Source organism: Rhizobium sp. BK602 (assembly GCF_014195095.1).
In the GTDB taxonomy this organism is placed as follows: domain Bacteria; phylum Pseudomonadota; class Alphaproteobacteria; order Rhizobiales; family Rhizobiaceae; genus Rhizobium.
Genome location: NZ_JACIBC010000006.1, coordinates 259,000 through 276,818 on the forward strand (window position 1 = coordinate 259,000; position 17,819 = coordinate 276,818).

Annotated in this window: 21 protein-coding genes; 8 read left to right on the forward strand and 13 right to left on the reverse strand. The window is 62.1% G+C overall.

Features of this window, described 5'->3' with window-relative positions:
* Window positions 1-88 precede the first annotated feature (88 nt).
* Both FHX11_RS20380 and FHX11_RS20385 read left to right on the forward strand, forming a co-directional pair.
* A complete protein-coding gene (locus FHX11_RS20380) occupies window positions 89-1,132 on the forward strand; it encodes a flagellar motor protein MotA (RefSeq protein WP_184359948.1) in 1,044 nt (347 codons plus the stop codon).
* Between the two features lie 3 nt (window positions 1,133-1,135).
* Window positions 1,136-2,167, forward strand: coding sequence for a peptidoglycan -binding protein (locus FHX11_RS20385; RefSeq protein ID WP_184359950.1), 1,032 nt, complete (start codon window positions 1,136-1,138; stop codon window positions 2,165-2,167).
* Between the two features lie 63 nt (window positions 2,168-2,230).
* On the opposite strand, the gene FHX11_RS20390 is transcribed toward FHX11_RS20385, so the two are convergent.
* From FHX11_RS20390 to FHX11_RS20405, 4 genes are all read right to left on the reverse strand, one after another.
* On the reverse strand, window positions 2,231-3,469 hold the full coding sequence (locus tag FHX11_RS20390) for a DUF6596 domain-containing protein (protein ID WP_184359952.1): 1,239 nt from the start codon (window positions 3,467-3,469) through the stop codon (window positions 2,231-2,233).
* A 7-nt stretch (window positions 3,470-3,476) separates the two neighbouring features.
* A complete protein-coding gene (locus FHX11_RS20395; RefSeq protein ID WP_184359954.1) occupies window positions 3,477-3,815 on the reverse strand; it encodes a YciI family protein in 339 nt (112 codons plus the stop codon).
* A gap of 251 nt (window positions 3,816-4,066) precedes the next feature.
* Window positions 4,067-4,255, reverse strand: coding sequence for a YegP family protein (locus FHX11_RS20400; protein WP_015341032.1), 189 nt, complete (start codon window positions 4,253-4,255; stop codon window positions 4,067-4,069).
* Between the two features lie 108 nt (window positions 4,256-4,363).
* Window positions 4,364-6,166 (reverse strand): ABC transporter transmembrane domain-containing protein, encoded by a 1,803-nt coding sequence (locus tag FHX11_RS20405; RefSeq protein ID WP_184359956.1) that lies wholly within the window; start codon window positions 6,164-6,166, stop codon window positions 4,364-4,366.
* Window positions 6,167-6,359: 193 nt separating this feature from the next.
* Here FHX11_RS20405 and rpmE point away from each other — a divergent pair, with 193 nt between their 5' ends.
* Window positions 6,360-6,581, forward strand: coding sequence for a 50S ribosomal protein L31 (gene rpmE, locus FHX11_RS20410; RefSeq protein WP_104824196.1), 222 nt, complete (start codon window positions 6,360-6,362; stop codon window positions 6,579-6,581).
* 116 nt (window positions 6,582-6,697) lie between these two features.
* Here the strand turns inward: rpmE and gstA are convergent, their stop codons facing one another.
* Window positions 6,698-7,327, reverse strand: coding sequence for a glutathione transferase GstA (gstA, locus tag FHX11_RS20415; RefSeq protein WP_184359959.1), 630 nt, complete (start codon window positions 7,325-7,327; stop codon window positions 6,698-6,700).
* A 187-nt stretch (window positions 7,328-7,514) separates the two neighbouring features.
* Between gstA and FHX11_RS20420 the strand changes: the two genes are divergently transcribed.
* A complete protein-coding gene (locus tag FHX11_RS20420; RefSeq protein ID WP_184359961.1) occupies window positions 7,515-7,799 on the forward strand; it encodes a helix-turn-helix domain-containing protein in 285 nt (94 codons plus the stop codon).
* A 101-nt stretch (window positions 7,800-7,900) separates the two neighbouring features.
* Here FHX11_RS20420 and FHX11_RS20425 read toward each other — a convergent pair whose 3' ends face one another.
* Window positions 7,901-8,413, reverse strand: a complete 513-nt coding sequence (locus tag FHX11_RS20425; RefSeq protein WP_184359963.1) for a DUF1465 family protein — start codon at window positions 8,411-8,413, stop codon at window positions 7,901-7,903.
* Here FHX11_RS20425 and FHX11_RS20430 point away from each other — a divergent pair.
* Window positions 8,391-8,624: a hypothetical protein gene (locus FHX11_RS20430; RefSeq protein WP_184360717.1), complete on the forward strand. Its 234-nt coding sequence runs from the start codon at window positions 8,391-8,393 to the stop codon at window positions 8,622-8,624. The genes FHX11_RS20425 and FHX11_RS20430 overlap by 23 nt on opposite strands.
* A 157-nt stretch (window positions 8,625-8,781) precedes the next feature.
* On the opposite strand, the gene FHX11_RS20435 is transcribed toward FHX11_RS20430, so the two are convergent.
* Together FHX11_RS20435 and FHX11_RS20440 are read right to left on the reverse strand one after the other, a co-directional pair.
* Complete coding sequence (locus FHX11_RS20435; RefSeq protein ID WP_184359965.1) at window positions 8,782-8,973, reverse strand: DUF1192 domain-containing protein; 192 nt, start codon at window positions 8,971-8,973, stop codon at window positions 8,782-8,784.
* A gap of 133 nt (window positions 8,974-9,106) precedes the next feature.
* Complete coding sequence (locus FHX11_RS20440; protein ID WP_184359967.1) at window positions 9,107-10,381, reverse strand: MFS transporter; 1,275 nt, start codon at window positions 10,379-10,381, stop codon at window positions 9,107-9,109.
* A gap of 227 nt (window positions 10,382-10,608) precedes the next feature.
* Between FHX11_RS20440 and FHX11_RS20445 the strand changes: the two genes are divergently transcribed.
* Window positions 10,609-10,770: a hypothetical protein gene (locus FHX11_RS20445; RefSeq protein WP_184359970.1), complete on the forward strand. Its 162-nt coding sequence runs from the start codon at window positions 10,609-10,611 to the stop codon at window positions 10,768-10,770.
* Window positions 10,771-10,804: 34 nt separating this feature from the next.
* Here the strand turns inward: FHX11_RS20445 and FHX11_RS20450 are convergent, their stop codons facing one another.
* From FHX11_RS20450 to FHX11_RS20465, 4 genes are all read right to left on the reverse strand, one after another.
* Window positions 10,805-11,722, reverse strand: a complete 918-nt coding sequence (locus FHX11_RS20450; protein ID WP_184359972.1) for a PhzF family phenazine biosynthesis protein — start codon at window positions 11,720-11,722, stop codon at window positions 10,805-10,807.
* A gap of 187 nt (window positions 11,723-11,909) precedes the next feature.
* Window positions 11,910-12,932 (reverse strand): class I fructose-bisphosphate aldolase, encoded by a 1,023-nt coding sequence (locus FHX11_RS20455; protein WP_184359974.1) that lies wholly within the window; start codon window positions 12,930-12,932, stop codon window positions 11,910-11,912.
* A 209-nt stretch (window positions 12,933-13,141) separates the two neighbouring features.
* Complete coding sequence (locus FHX11_RS20460; RefSeq protein ID WP_184359976.1) at window positions 13,142-14,344, reverse strand: phosphoglycerate kinase; 1,203 nt, start codon at window positions 14,342-14,344, stop codon at window positions 13,142-13,144.
* A gap of 72 nt (window positions 14,345-14,416) precedes the next feature.
* Window positions 14,417-16,246, reverse strand: a complete 1,830-nt coding sequence (locus FHX11_RS20465) for a potassium/proton antiporter (protein ID WP_184359978.1) — start codon at window positions 16,244-16,246, stop codon at window positions 14,417-14,419.
* A gap of 338 nt (window positions 16,247-16,584) precedes the next feature.
* On the opposite strand from FHX11_RS20465, the gene FHX11_RS20470 reads away from it, so the two are divergent.
* Window positions 16,585-16,878: a DUF6516 family protein gene (locus FHX11_RS20470; RefSeq protein ID WP_184359981.1), complete on the forward strand. Its 294-nt coding sequence runs from the start codon at window positions 16,585-16,587 to the stop codon at window positions 16,876-16,878.
* Window positions 16,865-17,224, forward strand: coding sequence for a transcriptional regulator (locus tag FHX11_RS20475; RefSeq protein ID WP_184359983.1), 360 nt, complete (start codon window positions 16,865-16,867; stop codon window positions 17,222-17,224). The genes FHX11_RS20470 and FHX11_RS20475 overlap by 14 nt, the downstream gene beginning before the upstream one ends.
* A gap of 9 nt (window positions 17,225-17,233) precedes the next feature.
* On the opposite strand, the gene FHX11_RS20480 is transcribed toward FHX11_RS20475, so the two are convergent.
* Window positions 17,234-17,818 carry a putative glycolipid-binding domain-containing protein gene (locus FHX11_RS20480; RefSeq protein WP_184359985.1) on the reverse strand — a complete coding sequence of 195 codons (585 nt, stop codon included), beginning with the start codon at window positions 17,816-17,818 and terminating at the stop codon, window positions 17,234-17,236.
* Between the last annotated feature and the right edge of the window lies 1 nt (window position 17,819).

Sequence of the window (17,819 nt, forward strand, 5' to 3'; positions counted from 1 at the left end):
ACGGCCTGTTTTGTGCTTTGCGTCTCTTCAATTCGGCGCAATGTTGCACTAGTCTCCGGCTACGGAACATCCGGAGGCTGAGCGTGCAATGGAAAATGTGAACCTGCGGGATATGGGGTCGACCGACAATGTGTCGGGCGATTATGTCTACAAGCTCTCCAGCCCGATGGCCTTCTTCTGGACGATGATCCTTTTCCTGGTGATCGTCGGATTTATCGTCGCGATCCTGTTTCGTCAGGCGCAAGTCGCCTTCCTGCACAATCCCGGCCTCAACGGCCTGATCCTCGGTGTGCTGGCCGTCGGCATCCTGCTGGTCTTCAACCATGTGCTGATGCTGCGGCCCGAAGTCCGCTGGTTCAATCATTTCCGCGCCGCCGGCAATGCCGACAAGGTCGGCCGCGATCCGCGGCTGCTGGCGCCGATGCGGGCGCTGATCGGTAACCGCCGCGGCATGCAGCTTTCGACGGCGACGCTGCGCTCGATTCTCGATTCCATCGCCACCCGCCTCGATGAATCGCGCGACACCTCGCGCTATCTCATCGGCCTGCTCGTCTTCCTCGGCCTGCTCGGCACCTTCTGGGGCCTGATCGGCACGATCGGCTCGATCAACGACGTCATCCAGAGCCTGGATGTCGGCTCCGGCGACAGCGGCGACATTCTCGGCGCGCTGAAATCCGGCCTGTCCGGCCCGCTGGTCGGCATGGGCACGGCCTTCTCCTCCTCGCTGCTCGGCCTTTCCGGCTCGCTGATCCTCGGCTTTCTCGATCTGCAGGCCGGCCGCGCGCAGAACCGGTTCTACACCGAACTGGAAAATTGGCTGTCCTCCGTCACCGATGTCGGCTCGGATCTCGCTCCGGTCATCGAGGGTGCCAATGGTGCCTCCTCCGAGGATGTGCGCGCCCTTTCGGACTATCTGCGCAAGATCGCCGACGAGGGTGGCGGCCAGCGGTCGGTGACGGCCATGGCAAACCTCGCCGAAGGCATTCAGGGCCTGGTCAAGAACATGCGCAACGAGCAGCAGATGCTGCGCGACTGGATCGAGGCGCAACAGGAGGAGGCGAAGTCGATGCGGCGCACGCTCGATCGCCTCGCCGACCGCATCGGCCATACCGAGAAGACCGGGAGCAAATAAGTCATGGCGCTTGCGCGAAACCGCCGCCATCAGCGATCGGTCGATTACTGGCCGGGCTTCGTCGATGCGCTGTCCACCCTGCTGATGGCGATCATGTTCCTGCTGACAGTGTTCGTCGTCGGCCAGTTCATCCTGAGCCGCGAGATTTCCGGCCGCGACGAGGTGCTGAACCGCCTCAACAGCCGCATCAACGATCTGGTCGAGCAACTGGCGCTGGAAAAGAGCGGCAAGCAGGATCTCGAAGATACCGTCGCCAACCTGCAGGCATCGCTGTCTGTCGCGGAGACCGAGCGTTCGCGCCTGCAAACCCTGCTTGCGACCGGCTCCGGCAATAGCCAGGCGGCGCAGCAGCGTGTCGGCACGCTGACACAGGAGCTGGACGATCAGAAGCAGACGAGCGCCCGCGCGCTAAGCCAGATCGATCTCCTCAACCAGCAGATCGCCGCGCTGCGCAGCCAGATCGCCGCCGTCGAAGCGGCGCTGCAGGCCTCGGAGGCCAAGGATCAGTCCTCGCAGGTGAAGATCGCCGATCTCGGCCGGCGGCTGAACGTGGCGCTGGCACAGCGCGTGCAGGAACTGAACCGCTATCGCTCCGACTTCTTCGGACGGCTGCGCGAGATCCTTTCCGACCGCGACAATATCCGCATCGTCGGTGACCGCTTCGTCTTCCAGTCGGAAGTCTTGTTCCCCTCGGGCGCGGCCGATCTCAATCCGGCCGGTCAGGCGGAGATGGCCAAGCTTGCCGCCGCCCTGATCGATCTGTCCAAGGAAATTCCGCCCGAGATCAACTGGGTGCTGCGTGTCGATGGACATACCGACAATGTGCCGTTGTCGGGCAACGGCCGCTATCCCGACAACTGGGCTCTGTCGTCGGCGCGCGCCATCGCCGTCGTCAAGTTCCTGATCGCCCAGGGTGTGCCCTCGGACCGTCTCGTCGCCGCCGGCTTCGGCGAATTCCAGCCGATCGCGCCCGGCGACACGCCGGAAGCCCGCGCCACCAATCGGCGTATCGAGCTGAAGCTGACGGAGAAGTAAGCGTCCGCTTCCGGCTGGAGGACTAAGTGGGTGCTTTCGGCGTATTCCGCGGTTGCGACGTGGCTAATCCATGAGGGCAGCCAGCCGCGCGGAAAGGAATTCCCGGACCGTGGAACTGTCGCTCAAGCCGATCGCGGTCCGATAGGCGCTGGCGGCGCCCGGCATGTCGCCCGTCTCGCTCAGCAGATGCGCGCGCACGGCCCAATAGGGTTGGTAACTGGCGACATCCCGCTCGGCCAGCAGATTCAGTTGATGCAATCCGGCCGTTGCCCCCTGAGCCCGGCCGATGACGGTGGCGCGGCCGACGCGGGCACCTGTCGTCGGCGTCATCAGTACGAGCGCGTCGTAAAGCGTGACCAGAGCCGTCCAATCGGTGATGCCTGAGCGGCGGCGTTCGGCGTGGACGGACTGGATTGCCGCCTGGCACTGGAACGGGCCAAGCCGGCCGCAACGTCCCGCCTGCCGCAGCAGATCGTCGGCTTCAGAGATCATGACGGCATTCCAGCGCGCGACGTCCTGCTCGTCGAGAGGCACATAGCGGCCAACCGTATCCCGACGCGCGTCGCGACGGGCTTCGCAATAGAGCATCAGGGACAGGAGGCCGGCCGCTTCCGGCTCTTCCGGTAGGATGGCAAGCAGGGCACGGCCGAGCCAGATGGCCTCTTGCGCCAACGAGCCACGTTTGTCCGCTTCGCCGTCGAGGCCGTCCCAGCCGAGACCGTAGGCGGCATAGATCGCCGACAGTACGCCGGTCAGCCGTTCCGGCAGCATCGAGCGCTCGGGAACGGTGAACGGAACACGGGCCTCGCGGATCTTGGTCTTTGCCCGCACCAGCCTTTGGCTCATCGCCTCCGGCGAAGCGATGAAGGCCCGAGCCATCGTCCTGGCATCGATGCCGAGAACCGTCTGCAGCATCAGCGGCGTGTGCATCGACCGATCTATGGCGGGATGGGTGCAGGCGAACAACAGCTTCAATCGCTCGTCGGGAAAGGCCGGACTGTCCGCATTCATGCTTTCCTGTGCTTCCTCGAATGCCATGGCGATCCGGTCCTGGGCGGCGGCTTTGACTTTTGCGTGCCTTGCCGCTCGATAGAGATTCCGCCTTGCCGCGACCAGGAGCCAGGCTTCGGGACTATCGGGAATGCCATCTGCCGGCCAGACGCGCAGAGCTGCGGCGAGAGCCTCGGAAAGAGCATCCTCCGCCGCCGGCACGTCGCCTGAGCGCGCCGTCAGAAAAGCGACCAGCTTGCCATAGGATTGGCGCGCCACCCGCTCGGCGGCGCGCTCAACGTCGGCGCTCATGGTCGTTTCATATCAAGAGACGCGGCCGTATTTCGACGGAACCTTGCGGGGAAACCGGCACGCGCACAGCCCATTCCAACGCGGTGTCGAGATCCGGCACGTCGATCAGATAGAAACCGCCGAGCTGTTCCTTGCCTTCCGGGTAGGGTCCATCCTGGACGTCGTGATCCTCGCCACGGCGGCGGACGGTCGTCGCCGTCTCGGGCGCGGTCAGTCCGGCGCCGCCCGTCATGATGCCGGCCTGGACGAGCGCCTGCGTATAGGCGATCCAGCCGTTCCTGTAGGCGGGGTCCTCGCGCCTCTTAAAATCCTCAGCCGATTCACGAATGATCAAAGCATATTGCATGGGATATCTCCTGCTCTGCGTGTGACAGTATTCCCGGTCCTGCGGCGCATCCAATAGGCAAATGTCGAAATGCGGCGCCTCGCCGGTGGAGCGGCTTCATGCCTTCCGATACAATGAACCGCGAGTGCCGGTGATTTCGACAGATCGGTGCGAATTTTCCAATTTTCTTTGACGATCAAATAAAAACGGCCGGCACACCAGAAGGCGGCCGGCCGTAAAAGGCTGTTCTAACAGGCGCTAGACGCGATGTCTTAGGCGGTAGCGGTGGTCTGATCGTCGATGACGGCGCCGCCGACATGGGCCTTGATGGATTCGATGGCGTGCAAGGCCGAGGCTTTCGCCTTGTAACCTTCGGAACCGAACATGGTTTCGCCGTTCGAGGCCTTGAACCGGAATCGGAATTCGCCAGCCTTGTCCTTGTAGACTTCAAATTTATACATCGTTCCCGTCTCCTAGAATCGCATCAGCGCGAGATGACGCGGGAAATCTAGCTTAACTTCAAAGCTATTTCCACCTGTTGTATTCAACTTGACTTGATTAATCCCTTGTTATTTCACGGCAAGCATGCGCTCGTCGATCCCGGCGTCGAATTGCAGCCGGGCCAGCTTGGCGTAAATGCCGCCCTGGTGGATGAGGCTCTGGTGCGTGCCTTCCTCGACGATGCGGCCCTGATCGAGCACGAGGATGCGGTCGGCCTTCAGAACGGTCGCCAGGCGATGGGCGATGACAAGCGTAGTGCGGGTCTCCATCAGGCCGTCGAGCGCCTTCTGGACCAGCGTCTCGCTCTCGGCGTCGAGTGCCGATGTCGCTTCGTCGAGCAGCAGGATCGGCGCATTCTTCAGGATGGCGCGGGCAATGGCGATGCGCTGGCGCTGGCCGCCCGAAAGGGTGATGCCGCGCTCGCCGACGGGCGTGTCATAGCCGCGATCCAGCCGCGAGATGAATTCGTCCGCCTGGGCGGCGATCGCCGCTGCCCGTATTTCGTCGCGCGTGGCGCCGGGGCGGCCGAAGGCGATATTGTCGAGGATCGTGGCGGCAAAGATCGTCGTGTCCTGCGGCACGATGGCAATGCGGTCCCTCAGGGCATCGGGTGAGACCTTGCGGGCATCGATGCCGTCGATGGCGACGCTGCCCTGCTGCGGATCGTAGAAGCGCAGCATCAGCGAGAAGATCGTGCTCTTGCCGGCGCCGGACGGGCCGACGATCGCGACCGTTTCGCCCGGCTTGACCGAAAGCGACAGCCCATGCAGCGCCGATTTTCCCGGCCGCGACGGATAGGAAAAATGCACGTCGGAGAAATCGACGCGGCCTTGCGGCGGCTGGGGCAGGGGCAGCGGGTTGGCAGGGGCGGCGATCGGCGACACCTCGGCCAGCAGCTCGCCCAGGCGATCGGCGGCGCCGGCGGCCTGCGAGAGTTCCCCCCAGACTTCCGACAGCGAGCCGAGCGATGTGCCGGCAATGACGGAATAGAGCAGAAACTGCCCGAGCGTGCCCGCCGACATCGTCCCGGCCAGCACATTCTGGGCGCCGACCCACAGGACGGCGACGACGCTGCCGAAGATCATGGTGATGGCAAAGCCGGTCAGCAGCGAGCGGGATTTGATCGCGGCGCGCGCCGCCTGATAGGCGTCCTCGACGGCCGCGCCATATCGCGCGCCCGCGGCGGCCTCGCCGTTATAGGCCTGGATGGTGCGGCTGGCGGCGATGGTTTCGTTGGCGTAGGCCGAGGCATTGGCGAGGGTGTCCTGCGCGGCACGCGAGCGCTTGCGCACCGAGCGGCCGAAGCTGACGAGCGGCAGCACGATCACCGGAATGGCGACCAGCACGATGCTCGACAGCTTCGGGCTGGTGACGATCATCATGCCGACGGCGCCAAGACAGAGGATGAGGTTGCGCAGCGCCACGGAGGCGGTCGCGCCGACGGCGGACTTGATCTGCGTGGTATCGGCCGTCAGGCGCGAGACGATCTCGCCGGACTGGTTGATATCGAAGAAGGCGGGCGACAGCCGCGTCACATGGTCGAAGACCTCACGGCGCATATCCGAGACGATGCGCTCGCCGATGGTGATGACGAAATAGTAGCGCATTGCACTTGCGACAGCCAGCACGACGGCCATCGCCATGATGGCGAGGAAATAGCTGTCGATGAGGCCACGGTCGGTGTGGTCGAAGCCGTGGTCGATCATACGCCGGACGGCAAGCGGCAAGGCAAGGGACGTGACGGCGGCCGCCACCAGCGCGACGATGGCGCCCGCCACCATGCCACGGTAACGCTTGAGATAGGGCACCAGCCGTCCCAGGGGCCGGATGGATCCGCGTTTTTTGTCGTCTGTCTGGCTCGTCTCTGACAAGTCGTCTCCAATCCCCATCTCAGCAAGGGACTTTGCCGTTTCGCCCCTTGTTATCCTTGCCGCCTTCATGTATAGGCACGCCATCTTAATTGGAAGCCGTGGCCTCAATCGGTCTGCGGCTTCATTTATTCAATCGGTTCGGTTGCCGCAATGGCTTGCGACAAATGGACCCTGGCATGACAGGAAGATTGTTATGAAGGCCAACATCCATCCCGACTACCACACCATCAAGGTAGTCATGACCGACGGCACCGAATACGAAACCCGCTCGACCTGGGGTTCTGAAGGCGCTGTCATGAACCTCGAAATCGACAGCAAGTCGCATCCGGCATGGACCGGCGGCAACCAGCAGCTCATGGACCGTGGCGGCCGCGTCTCGAAGTTCAACAAGCGCTTCGGCGGCCTCGGCATCTAATCGCTTCGCGAGCCGATATTTTGAAAAGAGCCCGGTTTTGCCGGGCTTTTTTATTACCTTCTGGCGGGGAAACTGCCGCCGGATGAGCGACGGCACACGGTTGCCCAATGACAGGGCTATTCCAACCCCTCTTCCCGAAGCGCTTTCCTGACCGAATCGCGTTCGCGCATGCGTCCATACCACGCCCTGAGATTGTCCAGTCGATCGAAATGGATGTCTGCCTTGTAGTAGGACTTCAGCCAGCCTGCCTGGCCCCAGCCGGTGAGCGCGAACAGGTAGGCGTCGGCCACGGTGAAGGTGCTGCCCATGAGAAAGTCGCGATCGGCAAGCTGTTCGTCTATCCAGGCGTAGCGCTTTTCAAGTTTCGGCGTCGCGGTCTCCACGTATTTGCCTGCCAGTCGCGCGTATAGAAGCGGGATGAAGCCCTTGTGAATCTCTGTTGCCAGGAAATTGAGCCATTCCTGCAGGCGGTAGCGTTCCATCGTGCCGTTTGGCGAGGCCAGGCCTCGTTCCGGCTTGAGGTCGGCCAGATATTGCACGATCACCGGCCCTTCGCGCAGCCTTGTGCCGCTGTCCAGTTCGAGGACCGGAACATAGCCAAGGGGATTGATGTCGTAATAGTCGTCGCCGCCTTCGATCATATGCTTGCCGTGATCGACTTTGAGCAGCGTCACATCGAGACCGAGCTCATTGATGACGATATGGGGAGAAAGGGAACAACTGGCGGGCATGTAATAGAGCTTCACTTGCAATCTCCATGGCGGATTTTCGACTGCCTGCCTTCACGCTGAAAGGCGGCTTCACGCCATGTAGTCGAAGCAGTATATAAAAGTAAGAAGGCACTAGTTTGACATCTAGGTACATAAAATATACTTAAATGCGCCTGGAGGTTTCTATGAAAAAAATGTAAGCGGCTGTTCCGTCGAGGAGGCAATGCACCTGTTGGGCGGGCGTTGGCGCCTGCTTTTGGTATCCTATCTGGTCGATGGTCCGAAGCGCTTCAACGAACTCCGGCGGGATGTGCCGGGGATCTCCCAGAGGATGCTGACCTTGGACCTCCGCGCCCTTGAGGAGGCGGGCCTCGTGGTGCGTACCGTATATCCTACAGTGCCGGTCAAGGTGGAATATGCGCTGACGGAGGATGGTCAGAGACTGAAGAACGTCGTTGCCGTTATTCAGGAATTCGGACTTTGGCTGAAGCAGCGCTACGCGGCCTAGATGCTCGCCGATAATTTTCCATCTGCCGGCTTCCGGAATGCAAAACCGGCCGTGCGAAACACGACCGGTTCAAACTGCCAGCACATCCGAAAGCGATTCGCTTATTCCCCGAAAGCCGTCTGCAGCAGGGTGAGCTGCGCCTTGACGCTGTTCTGGTTGTCCGGAACCATCGGGGCTTCCGTCGGGCGATAGATTTCGCGATCGAGCAGGGCGACGCGGTTCTGCAGGCGCAGCGAGCGCTCGACGAGGTCGCGGAAGGCTTCGGGCAGGTCGTTCCAGCCGGGAGCGTTGCGGTCGACGTTGAAGCCGTCGAGGCGAACCTTGTTCTTTTCGGCCAGCACCTGATCGCGCGACATTTCGCCATTGTTGACGGCGCGCTGCAGGAGCAGCCAGGAGGCCATCTGCATCAGGCGGGTGGTGAGCCGCATGGATTCGGCTGCGTAGAGAACGGAGGCCATGCGGGGCAGGGCCTTGGAGGCGACGCGTCCCTGTCCATCAAGATAGGCCGCGGTTTCCTCGACCAGGGACATGCCTTCGGAGTAAAGCATTCTGAACTGCGCCGACGACGCGGCATGGCCAGCAAAGCTGATCGTGTTCAACCCAAGTTCCGACATCGAAGAAATCCCTGCTTCACGCAACACTTTTGTTCAGGAAAAGCCGGCCAAGTCCAAGAGAACTCTCGGCACCCGTTCTTATGACTTCAGGATGCTGGTTTTAACTGAAATTCGCAAGGCGATTCTTAAGAAAGGGTTAATCTCCACAGTTTCGTCGAAACCACCTGAAAAAGGCGAAAAAGAAGAGCCGCAAAAGCGGCTCTCAAGGTAAAACAGGGAGAAAAATCAGACCAATTCGACAAGTGGAGGAATCGTCTGAGTCCAGAGCAAATCTGGATGGACATAGTAATATGTCGTAAAGCTTAACATTCTGTTGAGCATATCTTCGCCCGTGTCTCGCAGCCACGAATTTCGAGCGGACGAGGGGCTCAGAAGCGGAAGAGATTCTCGGCCGCCTTGCGTCCGGATGCCTTGGCGGCGATTTCCTCTTCCAGCCGGGCGATCTCCGCCTGCAGAAGCGCGACGCGGTTCTTGAGCTCATCGACGGAGAGCAGCGACAGATCGCTGCCGATCTCATGGGCGGATGGCTGCTGTGGGCGGTCGTCGTCGAAAATGCTCATCTCGGCTCCTCCTTGCCGCTGGAGCGCCGCGCGTTCATCCGCACGGTAAGGATGGCTCCAGCCTTTCGAATCCAGAGCATCTTGTCCGCTTGCAGGGATGCAGCCTGAAAGCGGACAAGATGCTCCAGTGGGTTCAGGTGCCGTAATTTACAGTGGTATCGTCTTTTTTTGAAGGGTCACTGCGTGCAAGCGCCATGCTTTCGGGCGTGATCATCTGCGCGTTGGCCGAAGGCATGGTCGTATAGGTGTCGCGATCGCTCGCGGGCTTGGCGGCGCGCTGGCGGCTGCGGAAGATCGCATAGGCGGTGATCAGCACATGGGCGACAGCGGTGACGAAGAACAGCGCGTAGGGACCGATGACCGACATGACCGGGCCGCCGAGCGTCGGGCCGATGATCGTGCCGATGCCGTAGAGCAGGAGGAGGCCGCCGGAAACCTTGACGAAATCCTCGGGCGCGGCGAAGTCGTTGGCATGGGCGACGGCGATCGGATAGAGCGTGTTGGCGACCGCGCCATAGATGACCACCATGCCGATCAGAAAATAGGGGCTGCCCGGCTGCAACAGGAAGAGCAGCAGGCCGTCGAGTGCCGCGATGGCGGCCATGCCGGCGAGCACATAGCGGCGGTCGATGCGGTCGGAAAGGCGTCCGGCCGGAAGCTGCATCAGGGCGCCGGCGAAGATGGTCGAGCTCATCATCAGCGCGATATCGCGCTCGGGCAGGCCGGCATTGGCGCCGAAGACGGCGCCAAGCGTGCCGTAGGCGCCGTTGGCGATGCCGACGAGCAGGATGCCGAGGGACGCGACCGGCGAATTGCGATAGAGCGCCTTCAGGTCGAGGCTGACCGTTTTCAGCGGCTGCGGCGACGCCGCGGTCGACAGCGTCGTCGGCAGCATGGCGACGCAATAGCAGATGCCGCAGATCATGAAGAGGATGGGCGTATGCACGTCGGCGAAGGGAACCATCATCTGCCCGGCGACGGCGCCGATCAGGGTGATGCCGATATAGAGCGAAAAGATCGCTCCCCGGCTCTCGTTGGTCGCCCGCTCGTTGAGCCAGCTTTCGATGATCATCGAGGTGCCGGCGGTGCAGAAGCCGGTGACGGCGCGCAGCGCCACCCACCAATAGGGATCGACGATGATGCCGGTCAGAAGCGCGATGATGGCGATGACGGAGATGAAGCCGGAAAAGGCGCGCACATGGCCGATGCGCCGCACCAGTTTCGGCGCCGTCAGGCAGCCGAGCACGAAGCCGGTGGCCCAGGTGGTGCCGAGCAAGCCGAGCGTCGTCGTGGCATAGCCTTCGGCGGTGCCGCGCACGGGCAGGAGCAGGCCGTGCAGGCCATTTCCCGTGAACAGGAAGAGCGTACCGAACAGCAGGGCGAGAACGGGCAAAATATTTCTTTTCATGTCCCCCACTTTCGTTCGATTCCGCTTAAGGAACCGATAAGGCAGGAAACGCGCCCTGCCAGCTTTCGCTATTGATTGTGCCCCGGATTGCCGCTATCGGCGTGTAGAAACAGTCTGTTGGCGCGGAAAAATGTCCGTCCTATGACGATTAGAGCATGATCTTAAAAACTGCGCTGCGGCTTTTTCGACAGAGCGTGCTCACTCTTGCGCAAACGGGGAAAAATAGCGTGACAAAAGCGATCGCGGCGCTGCTGATGCTGGCCATGGCGGTGCAGATCATCAAGCCGCTCGGGCTGCCTGGGCTCCGGCGGCGTTCTGATTTCTGGAAGCTTGCGATCATCGCCTTCGTGGCCTGGACCATCGCGCTGGTCATCAACGAGACGTTTTGACGCACGGGTCCCAAGCTGGGGTCTTGGATCTGGCCTAAAAGGTGACTTCGCCGCGCATGACGCTGACGCAATCGCCCGAGACGAAGACGTCGGTGACGGAGCCGGCGGATTTCCTGACATCGAGATCGATCAGGCTGCGCCGACCCATTTCCACGCCCTGTTCGATGGTGATGTCCAGCTTCGTGTCACTCTCGGGCAGCAAGGAGGCCAGATAGGCGCCAAGGGCGGCGGAGGCGCTGCCGGTCGCCGGATCTTCGAGAACATTGTCCAGCGGCGCGAACATGCGGGCGCGGATATGCCAGGGCTTGTCGGCCGAGCGCGTATAGAGGAACAGCGAAAAATCGGTCTTCTCGTCTTGATGGCGGGCGGCTGCTTCGGCGAAGACGGCTGCATTCGGGCGGGCCTTGCCGAGGGTTTCGAGACCATCCACTTCGGCAAAGGCGAAGAGCAGCCCGACGGAGGCGAATGTCGGGCTGTGCGTTTCATGACGGATGGATGCGGGATCGATCTCGACACAGCGGGCGACAAGCTCGCCGGCGATGGCGCTGCCCACCCGCAACGCGCCGGGCGCCCGTATCTTCGCGCCGCTGACCTCGGTGCCGTTGCGCAGGAGCTGCACATCCACCAACCCGGCTTTCTCTTCGAAGAGAAGCCTGTCGCCCGGCGCCTTTCCGAAGATCTCCGTTTGCCGTCCGAGCACGAAGGCCGTGCCGACATTGGGGTGGCCAGCGAAGGGGATTTCCTTGGTCGGCGTAAAGATGCGGACGCGCGCCGTATTGTCCGGATTCTCCGGCGGCAGCACGAAGGTCACTTCGGAATAATTGAACTCCGTCGCGATCTTCTGCATCGCCTCGTCGCTCAAGCCCCGCGCATCGGGAATGACGGCGAGCGGATTGCCGGCAAAGCGTTCGGAGGTGAAGACGTCGATGGTGAAATAGGCGACGGTGGGCATGGGCGGCTCCTGCTCATCAAGAAATGATCAGGATATAAGCGCCTGCCGTTTGCCGCCGGAAGCTGAAACTTGTGCGGGTGACAACTTCGCGGTCGGCATTCTCGGGCTATGCACAACATCGGTAAAGATAAAAAGCCCCGACCGCATCGCGATCGGGGCTTCCATCCGTTCGAAATGCCGCCTGAAATCAAGCAGCCTTTTCGCGTTCCTTCGTCCAGTTTCCCTTGGCGGCAAGATAGTTCATCTCGGCGCGGTGGGTGAAGGCGCGCTGGCCGGCAGCGACGTTTTCCAGTTTACCGCCCCATGCCTTGAGCGCGCTGTCCTGAAGGGCGCGGCCATAGGAGAAGGTGACGAACCAGGGAAGATCGTAGCCGTTGATGGCGGAGAGATGCGCGGTCGCTTCTTCTGGCGATTGACCACCGGAGAGGAAGGCGATGCCCGGAACGGCGGCGGGAACGGTTTCCTTCAGCACCTTGACGGTGCGCTCGGCGACCTGCTCGACGGAGGCCTTGCGGGCCTTCTTGCCGTCGATGACCATGCTCGGCTTCAGGATCATGCCTTCAAGGCTGACGCGGGCTTCGGCGAGTTCCTGGAAGACGATCTGCAGCGCCCAGCGGGTGACTTCCTCGCTGCGGTCGAGATCCTGCGTGCCGGGCACGCCGTCCATCAGCACTTCCGGCTCGACGATCGGCACGATCTTGGCCTGCTGGCAAAGAGCGGCGTAGCGGGCGAGCGCGTGGGCGTTGGCCTTGACCGCGCCATAGGTCGGCAGCGTGTCGGAAATGGCGATCACGCCGCGCCATTTGGCGAAGCGAGCGCCGGCATCGTAATATTTCACCAGGCGGTCGGCGAGGCCGTCGAGGCCTTCCGTGATGGTTTCGTCGGGGAAGGCGGCCAGCGGCTTGGCACCGACATCGACCTTGATGCCCGGAATGCTGCCGGCGGCCTTGATGACGTCGACGAAAGGCGTGCCGTCCGCAGCTTTCTGGAAGAGGGTTTCCTCATAGAGGATGACGCCGGAGATGTACTTCTTCATCGCGTCGTCGGAGCGGAAGAGCATTTCGCGATAGTCGCGGCGGCTCTCTTCGGTCGAGGCGAGAGCGATCGTATCGAAGCGCTTCTTGATCGTGGCGGTGGATTCGTCCGCGGCAAGGAGGCCCTTGCCATCGGCAACCATCTTTACGGCAATGTCTTCAATTCTTTCGCTCATTTTCGTTCTCCAAGGCGATTTCAGTCAGCGACGAGTGGAATATGAATCGCCGATAACAGAAGTGGAGGAGGAGGGAAATGGGCAGCTAACTAATTGAAACGATTGAAATGATTTCAACCGTTTGAAAGTTTTGGAGACTGTTCGGGCCTCTGGAGGAAAGCCGCGAAACTCTTGTCATCGCGGCTTTCCCGATCGTCACTGCGCGGCCGTTATTTCGCGGCGGTGAGAACGGCGACGCCCGGCAGGACCTTGCCTTCCATCCATTCGAGGAAGGCGCCGCCCGCCGTCGAGACATAGCTGAAGTCGTCGGCGACGCCGGCGTGGTTCAGCGCGGAAACCGTATCGCCGCCGCCGGCAACCGAGGTGAGCTTGCCGGCCTTGGTACGTTCGGCGGCGTATTTGGCGGCCGCGACGGTGGCTGCGTCGAAGGGGGCGATTTCGAAGGCGCCGAGCGGGCCGTTCCAGACCAGTGTCGTGGCGCGTTCGATCCAAGCCTTGACGGCTTCGACCGATTTCGGGCCGACATCGAGGACCATGGCGTCGGCGGGAATGGCTTCGATCGGCACGATCTCGTTGTCGGCACCCGCCTTGAATTCACGGGCGACGACGCCGTCTTCCGGCAGGACGATGGCGCAGCCGGCGGCCGCGGCCTCGATCATGATCTGCTTGGCGGTTTCGGCCAGGTCATGTTCGCAGAGCGACTTGCCGACATTGGTGCCGCGGGCAGCGAGGAAGGTGTTGGCCATGCCGCCACCGATCACCAGGGCATCGACCTTCTTGACCAGGTTCTGCAGGAGATCGATCTTGGTCGAAACCTTGGCGCCGCCGACGATGGCGACGACCGGGCGGACCGGATTGCCGAGGCCCTTTTCAAGCGCTTCGAGCTCGGCCTGCATGGTGCGGCCGGCATAGGCGGGCAGGTGGTGGGCAAGGCCCTCGGTCGAGGCATGGGCGCGGTGGGCGGCCGAGAAGGCGTCGTTCACATAGAGGTCGCCATTGGCGGCCAGCGCCTTGGTGAAGGCCGCATCGTTCTTCTCTTCTTCCTTGTGGAAGCGGGTGTTTTCAAGCAGCAGGATATCGCCGTTGTTCATCTTCGCCACCGCCTCCGCGGCCGGTTGGCCGATGCAGTCCGAGGCGAAGAGAACGGCGTGGTCGAGCACTTCCTCGACGGCCGGGACGATCAGGGACAGCGACAGGTCCGGCGAGGGACCATCCTTCGGGCGGCCGAAATGGGCCAGCAGGATGACCTTGGCGCCCTTGCCGGACAATTCGAGAATGGTCGGCGCGACACGCTCGATCCGGGTCGCATCGGTCACCTTGCCGTCCTTGACCGGCACATTGAGGTCGACGCGCACGAGCACGCGCTTGCCGGTGATGTCGGTGAGGTCGTCGAGGGTCTTGAAGGCTGGCATGGGAGGATCCAATGTTGTTGGTGGCGTGAAGTGCGCCGACCATACTACGGATGATCTGAGACGCAAGGCATCTCAGGCGTCGTTTTTGCCCGCCTCGCCGGCACGCTCCCGGCGCCTGCGCAGGAGGCTGCGGATGCCGTTCAGGATGTCGTGCAGATTGGCGAAAATCGGCAACGTCATCGCCGGTTCCAGCGCCTCCAGCGACATGCCGACGGACTGGATATGGTCGTTTTCGTCGAGATCTCGGACTATCAGGATGATCTCGCCGAGGCGGACGCGGTCGGCATAATCGGCCTTGCCGCCAAGGCGCTGGCGCATGAGCTCGGCGATCGTCAGGCCCTTCTCCGCTTCGCTCAGAAGCCCCGGCCCATAGGCGGCATCGAGATCGGCGGCGGGGCGCAGCGGCGAGATCGAGAAGGCGCCGAAGAAATCGGCATCGTCCGGATCGACGGGGGCGCGGCTGGCGAAGAGGCGGTCGAGCAGCCGCGAATAGCTGGGCGGGATGAAGAGATAGACGAGATCGTTCTCCCGCAGGCGGCCGGCATATTGATAGCGCATGGATTTGCCGTCGCGCACGATGAGGGACGGCATGGCCCAGCGCGGGATGCGTTCACCGCGCAGGACCGGGCTGTCCTTGACGACGCGGTAGGACAGCAGTTCATGGTTGACCGCGCCCGGCAGATCGACCTCGACCTTGTCGACCGCGCCCATGCGCGGCGGCACGATGAGGTTGAGCCGGCGGGCCATCGGCTTGATCGTCCAGCCCTGGACGAGCAGGGAGACCAGCACGACGATGAAGGCGACGTTGAAATAGGTCTGCCCGCTCTCGAGATTGCCGAGGATCGGCATGATGGCGAGCAGGATGGAGACGGCGCCGCGCAGGCCGACCCAGGCGACGAAGCCGGTTTCCCGCTGCGTATAGTCGAAGGGTAGCAGGCAGAGCCAGACGGCGATGGGACGGGCGATGAAGATCAGGAACAGCGCCAGCGCCACCGCGGGAATGGCGATGGCCGGAAATTGCGACGGCGTGGCGAGTAGGCCGAGGACCAGGAACATGATGATCTGCGCCAGCCAGGTCATGCCGTCCTGGAAGCGCTTGATGCTGGCGGAGGCCGGCATCCGGCGATTGCCGGCGTAAATCCCGGCGACATAGACGGCGAGGAAGCCGCTGCCGCCGACAGCACCGGTGAAGGAGAAGACGAGCAGGGCAAGCGCCAGTACGAAGATCGGCGTCAGGCCGCGATCGGTCTCCAGATGGCTGACGATCAGCACGATCATCATGCCGCCGAGCAGGCCGAGGATGACGCCGAGACCCATCTGCTGGACGAAGGTGATCAGCATCGCAAGATTGATGCCGCCATAGCCTTCGCCGCTTGCCAGCAATTCGACGAGCGCCAGCGTCAGGAAGATCGCCATGGGGTCGTTGGTGCCGGATTCGACCTCCAGCGTCGAGCGTACCTTGTCGCGGATGTTGATGCCGCCGATGCGCAGCAGGAAGAACACGGCAGCGGCATCCGTCGAGGCGACGATCGAACCGAGCAGCAGGCCCTGCAGCCAGGTGAAGCCGAGAAGCCAGGTGGCAGCGAGGCCGAACAACGCCGCCGTCACCAGGACGCCGACGGAGGCGATGGTCAATGCCGGCGCGGCCGCGAGCTTGAAGGCCTGGATCGGCGTGCCGTAGCCGGAGTCGAAGAGGATGATGGCGAGGGCGAGGGAGCCGAGGATATAGGCGAGATAATTGTTGGAGAATTCGATGCCGAGCCCGTCCGTGCCGGCCATCAGCCCGATCATCAGGAACAAGAGCAGCAACGGCGCGCCGAAACGGAAGGCCAGCAGGCTGGAGAAGGCCGCGATCAGGATCAGAACCGTGCTCACCAGCACGATGACGTAAAATGCCTCCACTCGATCTTCCCCTTTCCCGCGCGCCGCTGTCCGGACCGCCCGTCCGGATCATCCGTCATTCCCCCTTGGTCCATCATGCTGCCGCACCGCTCGAATTCGCAAACACAAAATATGAGCGAGGCGGAGGCAGGGATAGAGACCCGCTCCGACGGTTGCGACTTCATGGTGTGATGCGGTTCGCCAGAACGACGAATCGGCCGGGAATGCCAGGGGAAATTCCTATCAAAAATTTATTGGTGAATCTGGACGATAGCAGGGCAGGAGGAGGAAAGATTTGAGATGTTTTTAAGGTGATGTGGTAATTTACATCAATCCTATCTGATGGTACTGATTCCATCATGGAAGCGAAGCTGATCCAGAAGACGAGGCGTCAGCTCCGTGAAGGGGCGTTCGTCGAAATTGTGCTCTGGCAGGTGCCTGTTCCACTGCGCGGCAGCCAGCACACGATAAAATACCGGCTGGCGCTCGTTGTCGAAAATGTTTGTGTTCTGCGTTATTACGACAACGAGGCGGGAAAAGGCGATCACAAACATTTGGGGGCCATCGAGATGCCCTACGTCTTCGAGAATGTCGACAAGCTGCTCGCCGATTTCATGCAGGACGTGAAAGGATGGTTCAATGACGACGCTTAAGGTCAGAATAGAGACGATGGAGGAGACGTTAAGTCGCGCGGCGGAGGCGTGGAAGTCCGGAGAGGCCGGACAGAAGGCCGTGGCCGATGAGAGCCTTGCGTTTGCGTCATGGGATATGATGCATCGTGTCCTCGCACCCAAGCGCCTTGAAATCCTGCGAGCCATGAGTGGGCAGGGGCCAATGAGCATGCGTGAAGTGGCGCGCCGGGTGGAGCGGGACTTCAAGGGCGTTCACGCCGATGTCGAGCTCTTACTGCGCAACGGAGTCATCGACAAAACGAATAATGGAATCGTCTTTCCCTACGATCGGATACATGTCGAGTTCGATATCGAGGCTGCGGCCTGATCGGCAGTCTCAAATATCCACGCGCTTGAAGTAGATCGGATAGTCGATCACCAGGCCGTCGTCGTCGACGGGCAGGTCGACGGTGAAGGTCCGGTCTTCCGCGGCGTAGCGGTAAAGCTTTTGCGGCGTGATGCAGGTGTAGCGCTGGCCATCCCGCACGGGTTCGAAACTGTCGAAGGGAATGTAGAGCATGGAGAGCTTCACCGTTCCGTCTTCCGGCGCAAGCTCGAGCCGGCGGATCGGCAGGCTGTTGGTGAAGGGCGATCCGTAGAGATCGATGTCGATGCAGCCGTCGAATTGCGGAAGGGCGCGGCCGTTTTCGTCATGCCAGTGGCCTTCGCCGTCGGAGCGCAAGGCAAGGCGCCGGCCATCGGTGGCATCGACCGAGAAGGAGAGGACGCGCCAGTCGCTGGTGCAGTCGATGCGATAGAAGACGCCGTAGGGTGCGCCGCCACGGCCGCCGATAATGGTGCCACAGGCGCGAATGGCCGCGCCGGTGGCCGTGTCGATGGGAGCGATCGTCAGATGCTCCAGCCCGTCTCCCTCCAGCGGACGCCAGCGGACTGTCGTCGGGAGGAGAGGGCGGAAGGCCATG

What these genes read in the sequence shown, in the direction of transcription:
- FHX11_RS20380 (WP_184359948.1), top strand. Translation starts at nt 89, where the DNA reads ATGGAAAATGTGAACCTGCGGGATATGGGGTCGACCGACAATGTGTCG.
- FHX11_RS20385 (WP_184359950.1), top strand. Translation starts at nt 1,136, where the DNA reads ATGGCGCTTGCGCGAAACCGCCGCCATCAGCGATCGGTCGATTACTGG.
- FHX11_RS20390 (WP_184359952.1), bottom strand. Translation starts at nt 3,469, where the DNA reads ATGAGCGCCGACGTTGAGCGCGCCGCCGAGCGGGTGGCGCGCCAATCC.
- FHX11_RS20395 (WP_184359954.1), bottom strand. Translation starts at nt 3,815, where the DNA reads ATGCAATATGCTTTGATCATTCGTGAATCGGCTGAGGATTTTAAGAGG.
- FHX11_RS20400 (WP_015341032.1), bottom strand. Translation starts at nt 4,255, where the DNA reads ATGTATAAATTTGAAGTCTACAAGGACAAGGCTGGCGAATTCCGATTC.
- rpmE (WP_104824196.1), top strand. Translation starts at nt 6,360, where the DNA reads ATGAAGGCCAACATCCATCCCGACTACCACACCATCAAGGTAGTCATG.
- FHX11_RS20420 (WP_184359961.1), top strand. Translation starts at nt 7,515, where the DNA reads ATGCACCTGTTGGGCGGGCGTTGGCGCCTGCTTTTGGTATCCTATCTG.
- FHX11_RS20425 (WP_184359963.1), bottom strand. Translation starts at nt 8,413, where the DNA reads ATGTCGGAACTTGGGTTGAACACGATCAGCTTTGCTGGCCATGCCGCG.
- FHX11_RS20435 (WP_184359965.1), bottom strand. Translation starts at nt 8,973, where the DNA reads ATGAGCATTTTCGACGACGACCGCCCACAGCAGCCATCCGCCCATGAG.
- FHX11_RS20440 (WP_184359967.1), bottom strand. Translation starts at nt 10,381, where the DNA reads ATGAAAAGAAATATTTTGCCCGTTCTCGCCCTGCTGTTCGGTACGCTC.
- FHX11_RS20450 (WP_184359972.1), bottom strand. Translation starts at nt 11,722, where the DNA reads ATGCCCACCGTCGCCTATTTCACCATCGACGTCTTCACCTCCGAACGC.
- FHX11_RS20455 (WP_184359974.1), bottom strand. Translation starts at nt 12,932, where the DNA reads ATGAGCGAAAGAATTGAAGACATTGCCGTAAAGATGGTTGCCGATGGC.
- FHX11_RS20460 (WP_184359976.1), bottom strand. Translation starts at nt 14,344, where the DNA reads ATGCCAGCCTTCAAGACCCTCGACGACCTCACCGACATCACCGGCAAG.
- FHX11_RS20470 (WP_184359981.1), top strand. Translation starts at nt 16,585, where the DNA reads ATGGAAGCGAAGCTGATCCAGAAGACGAGGCGTCAGCTCCGTGAAGGG.
- FHX11_RS20475 (WP_184359983.1), top strand. Translation starts at nt 16,865, where the DNA reads ATGACGACGCTTAAGGTCAGAATAGAGACGATGGAGGAGACGTTAAGT.
- FHX11_RS20480 (WP_184359985.1), bottom strand. Translation starts at nt 17,818, where the DNA reads ATGGCCTTCCGCCCTCTCCTCCCGACGACAGTCCGCTGGCGTCCGCTG.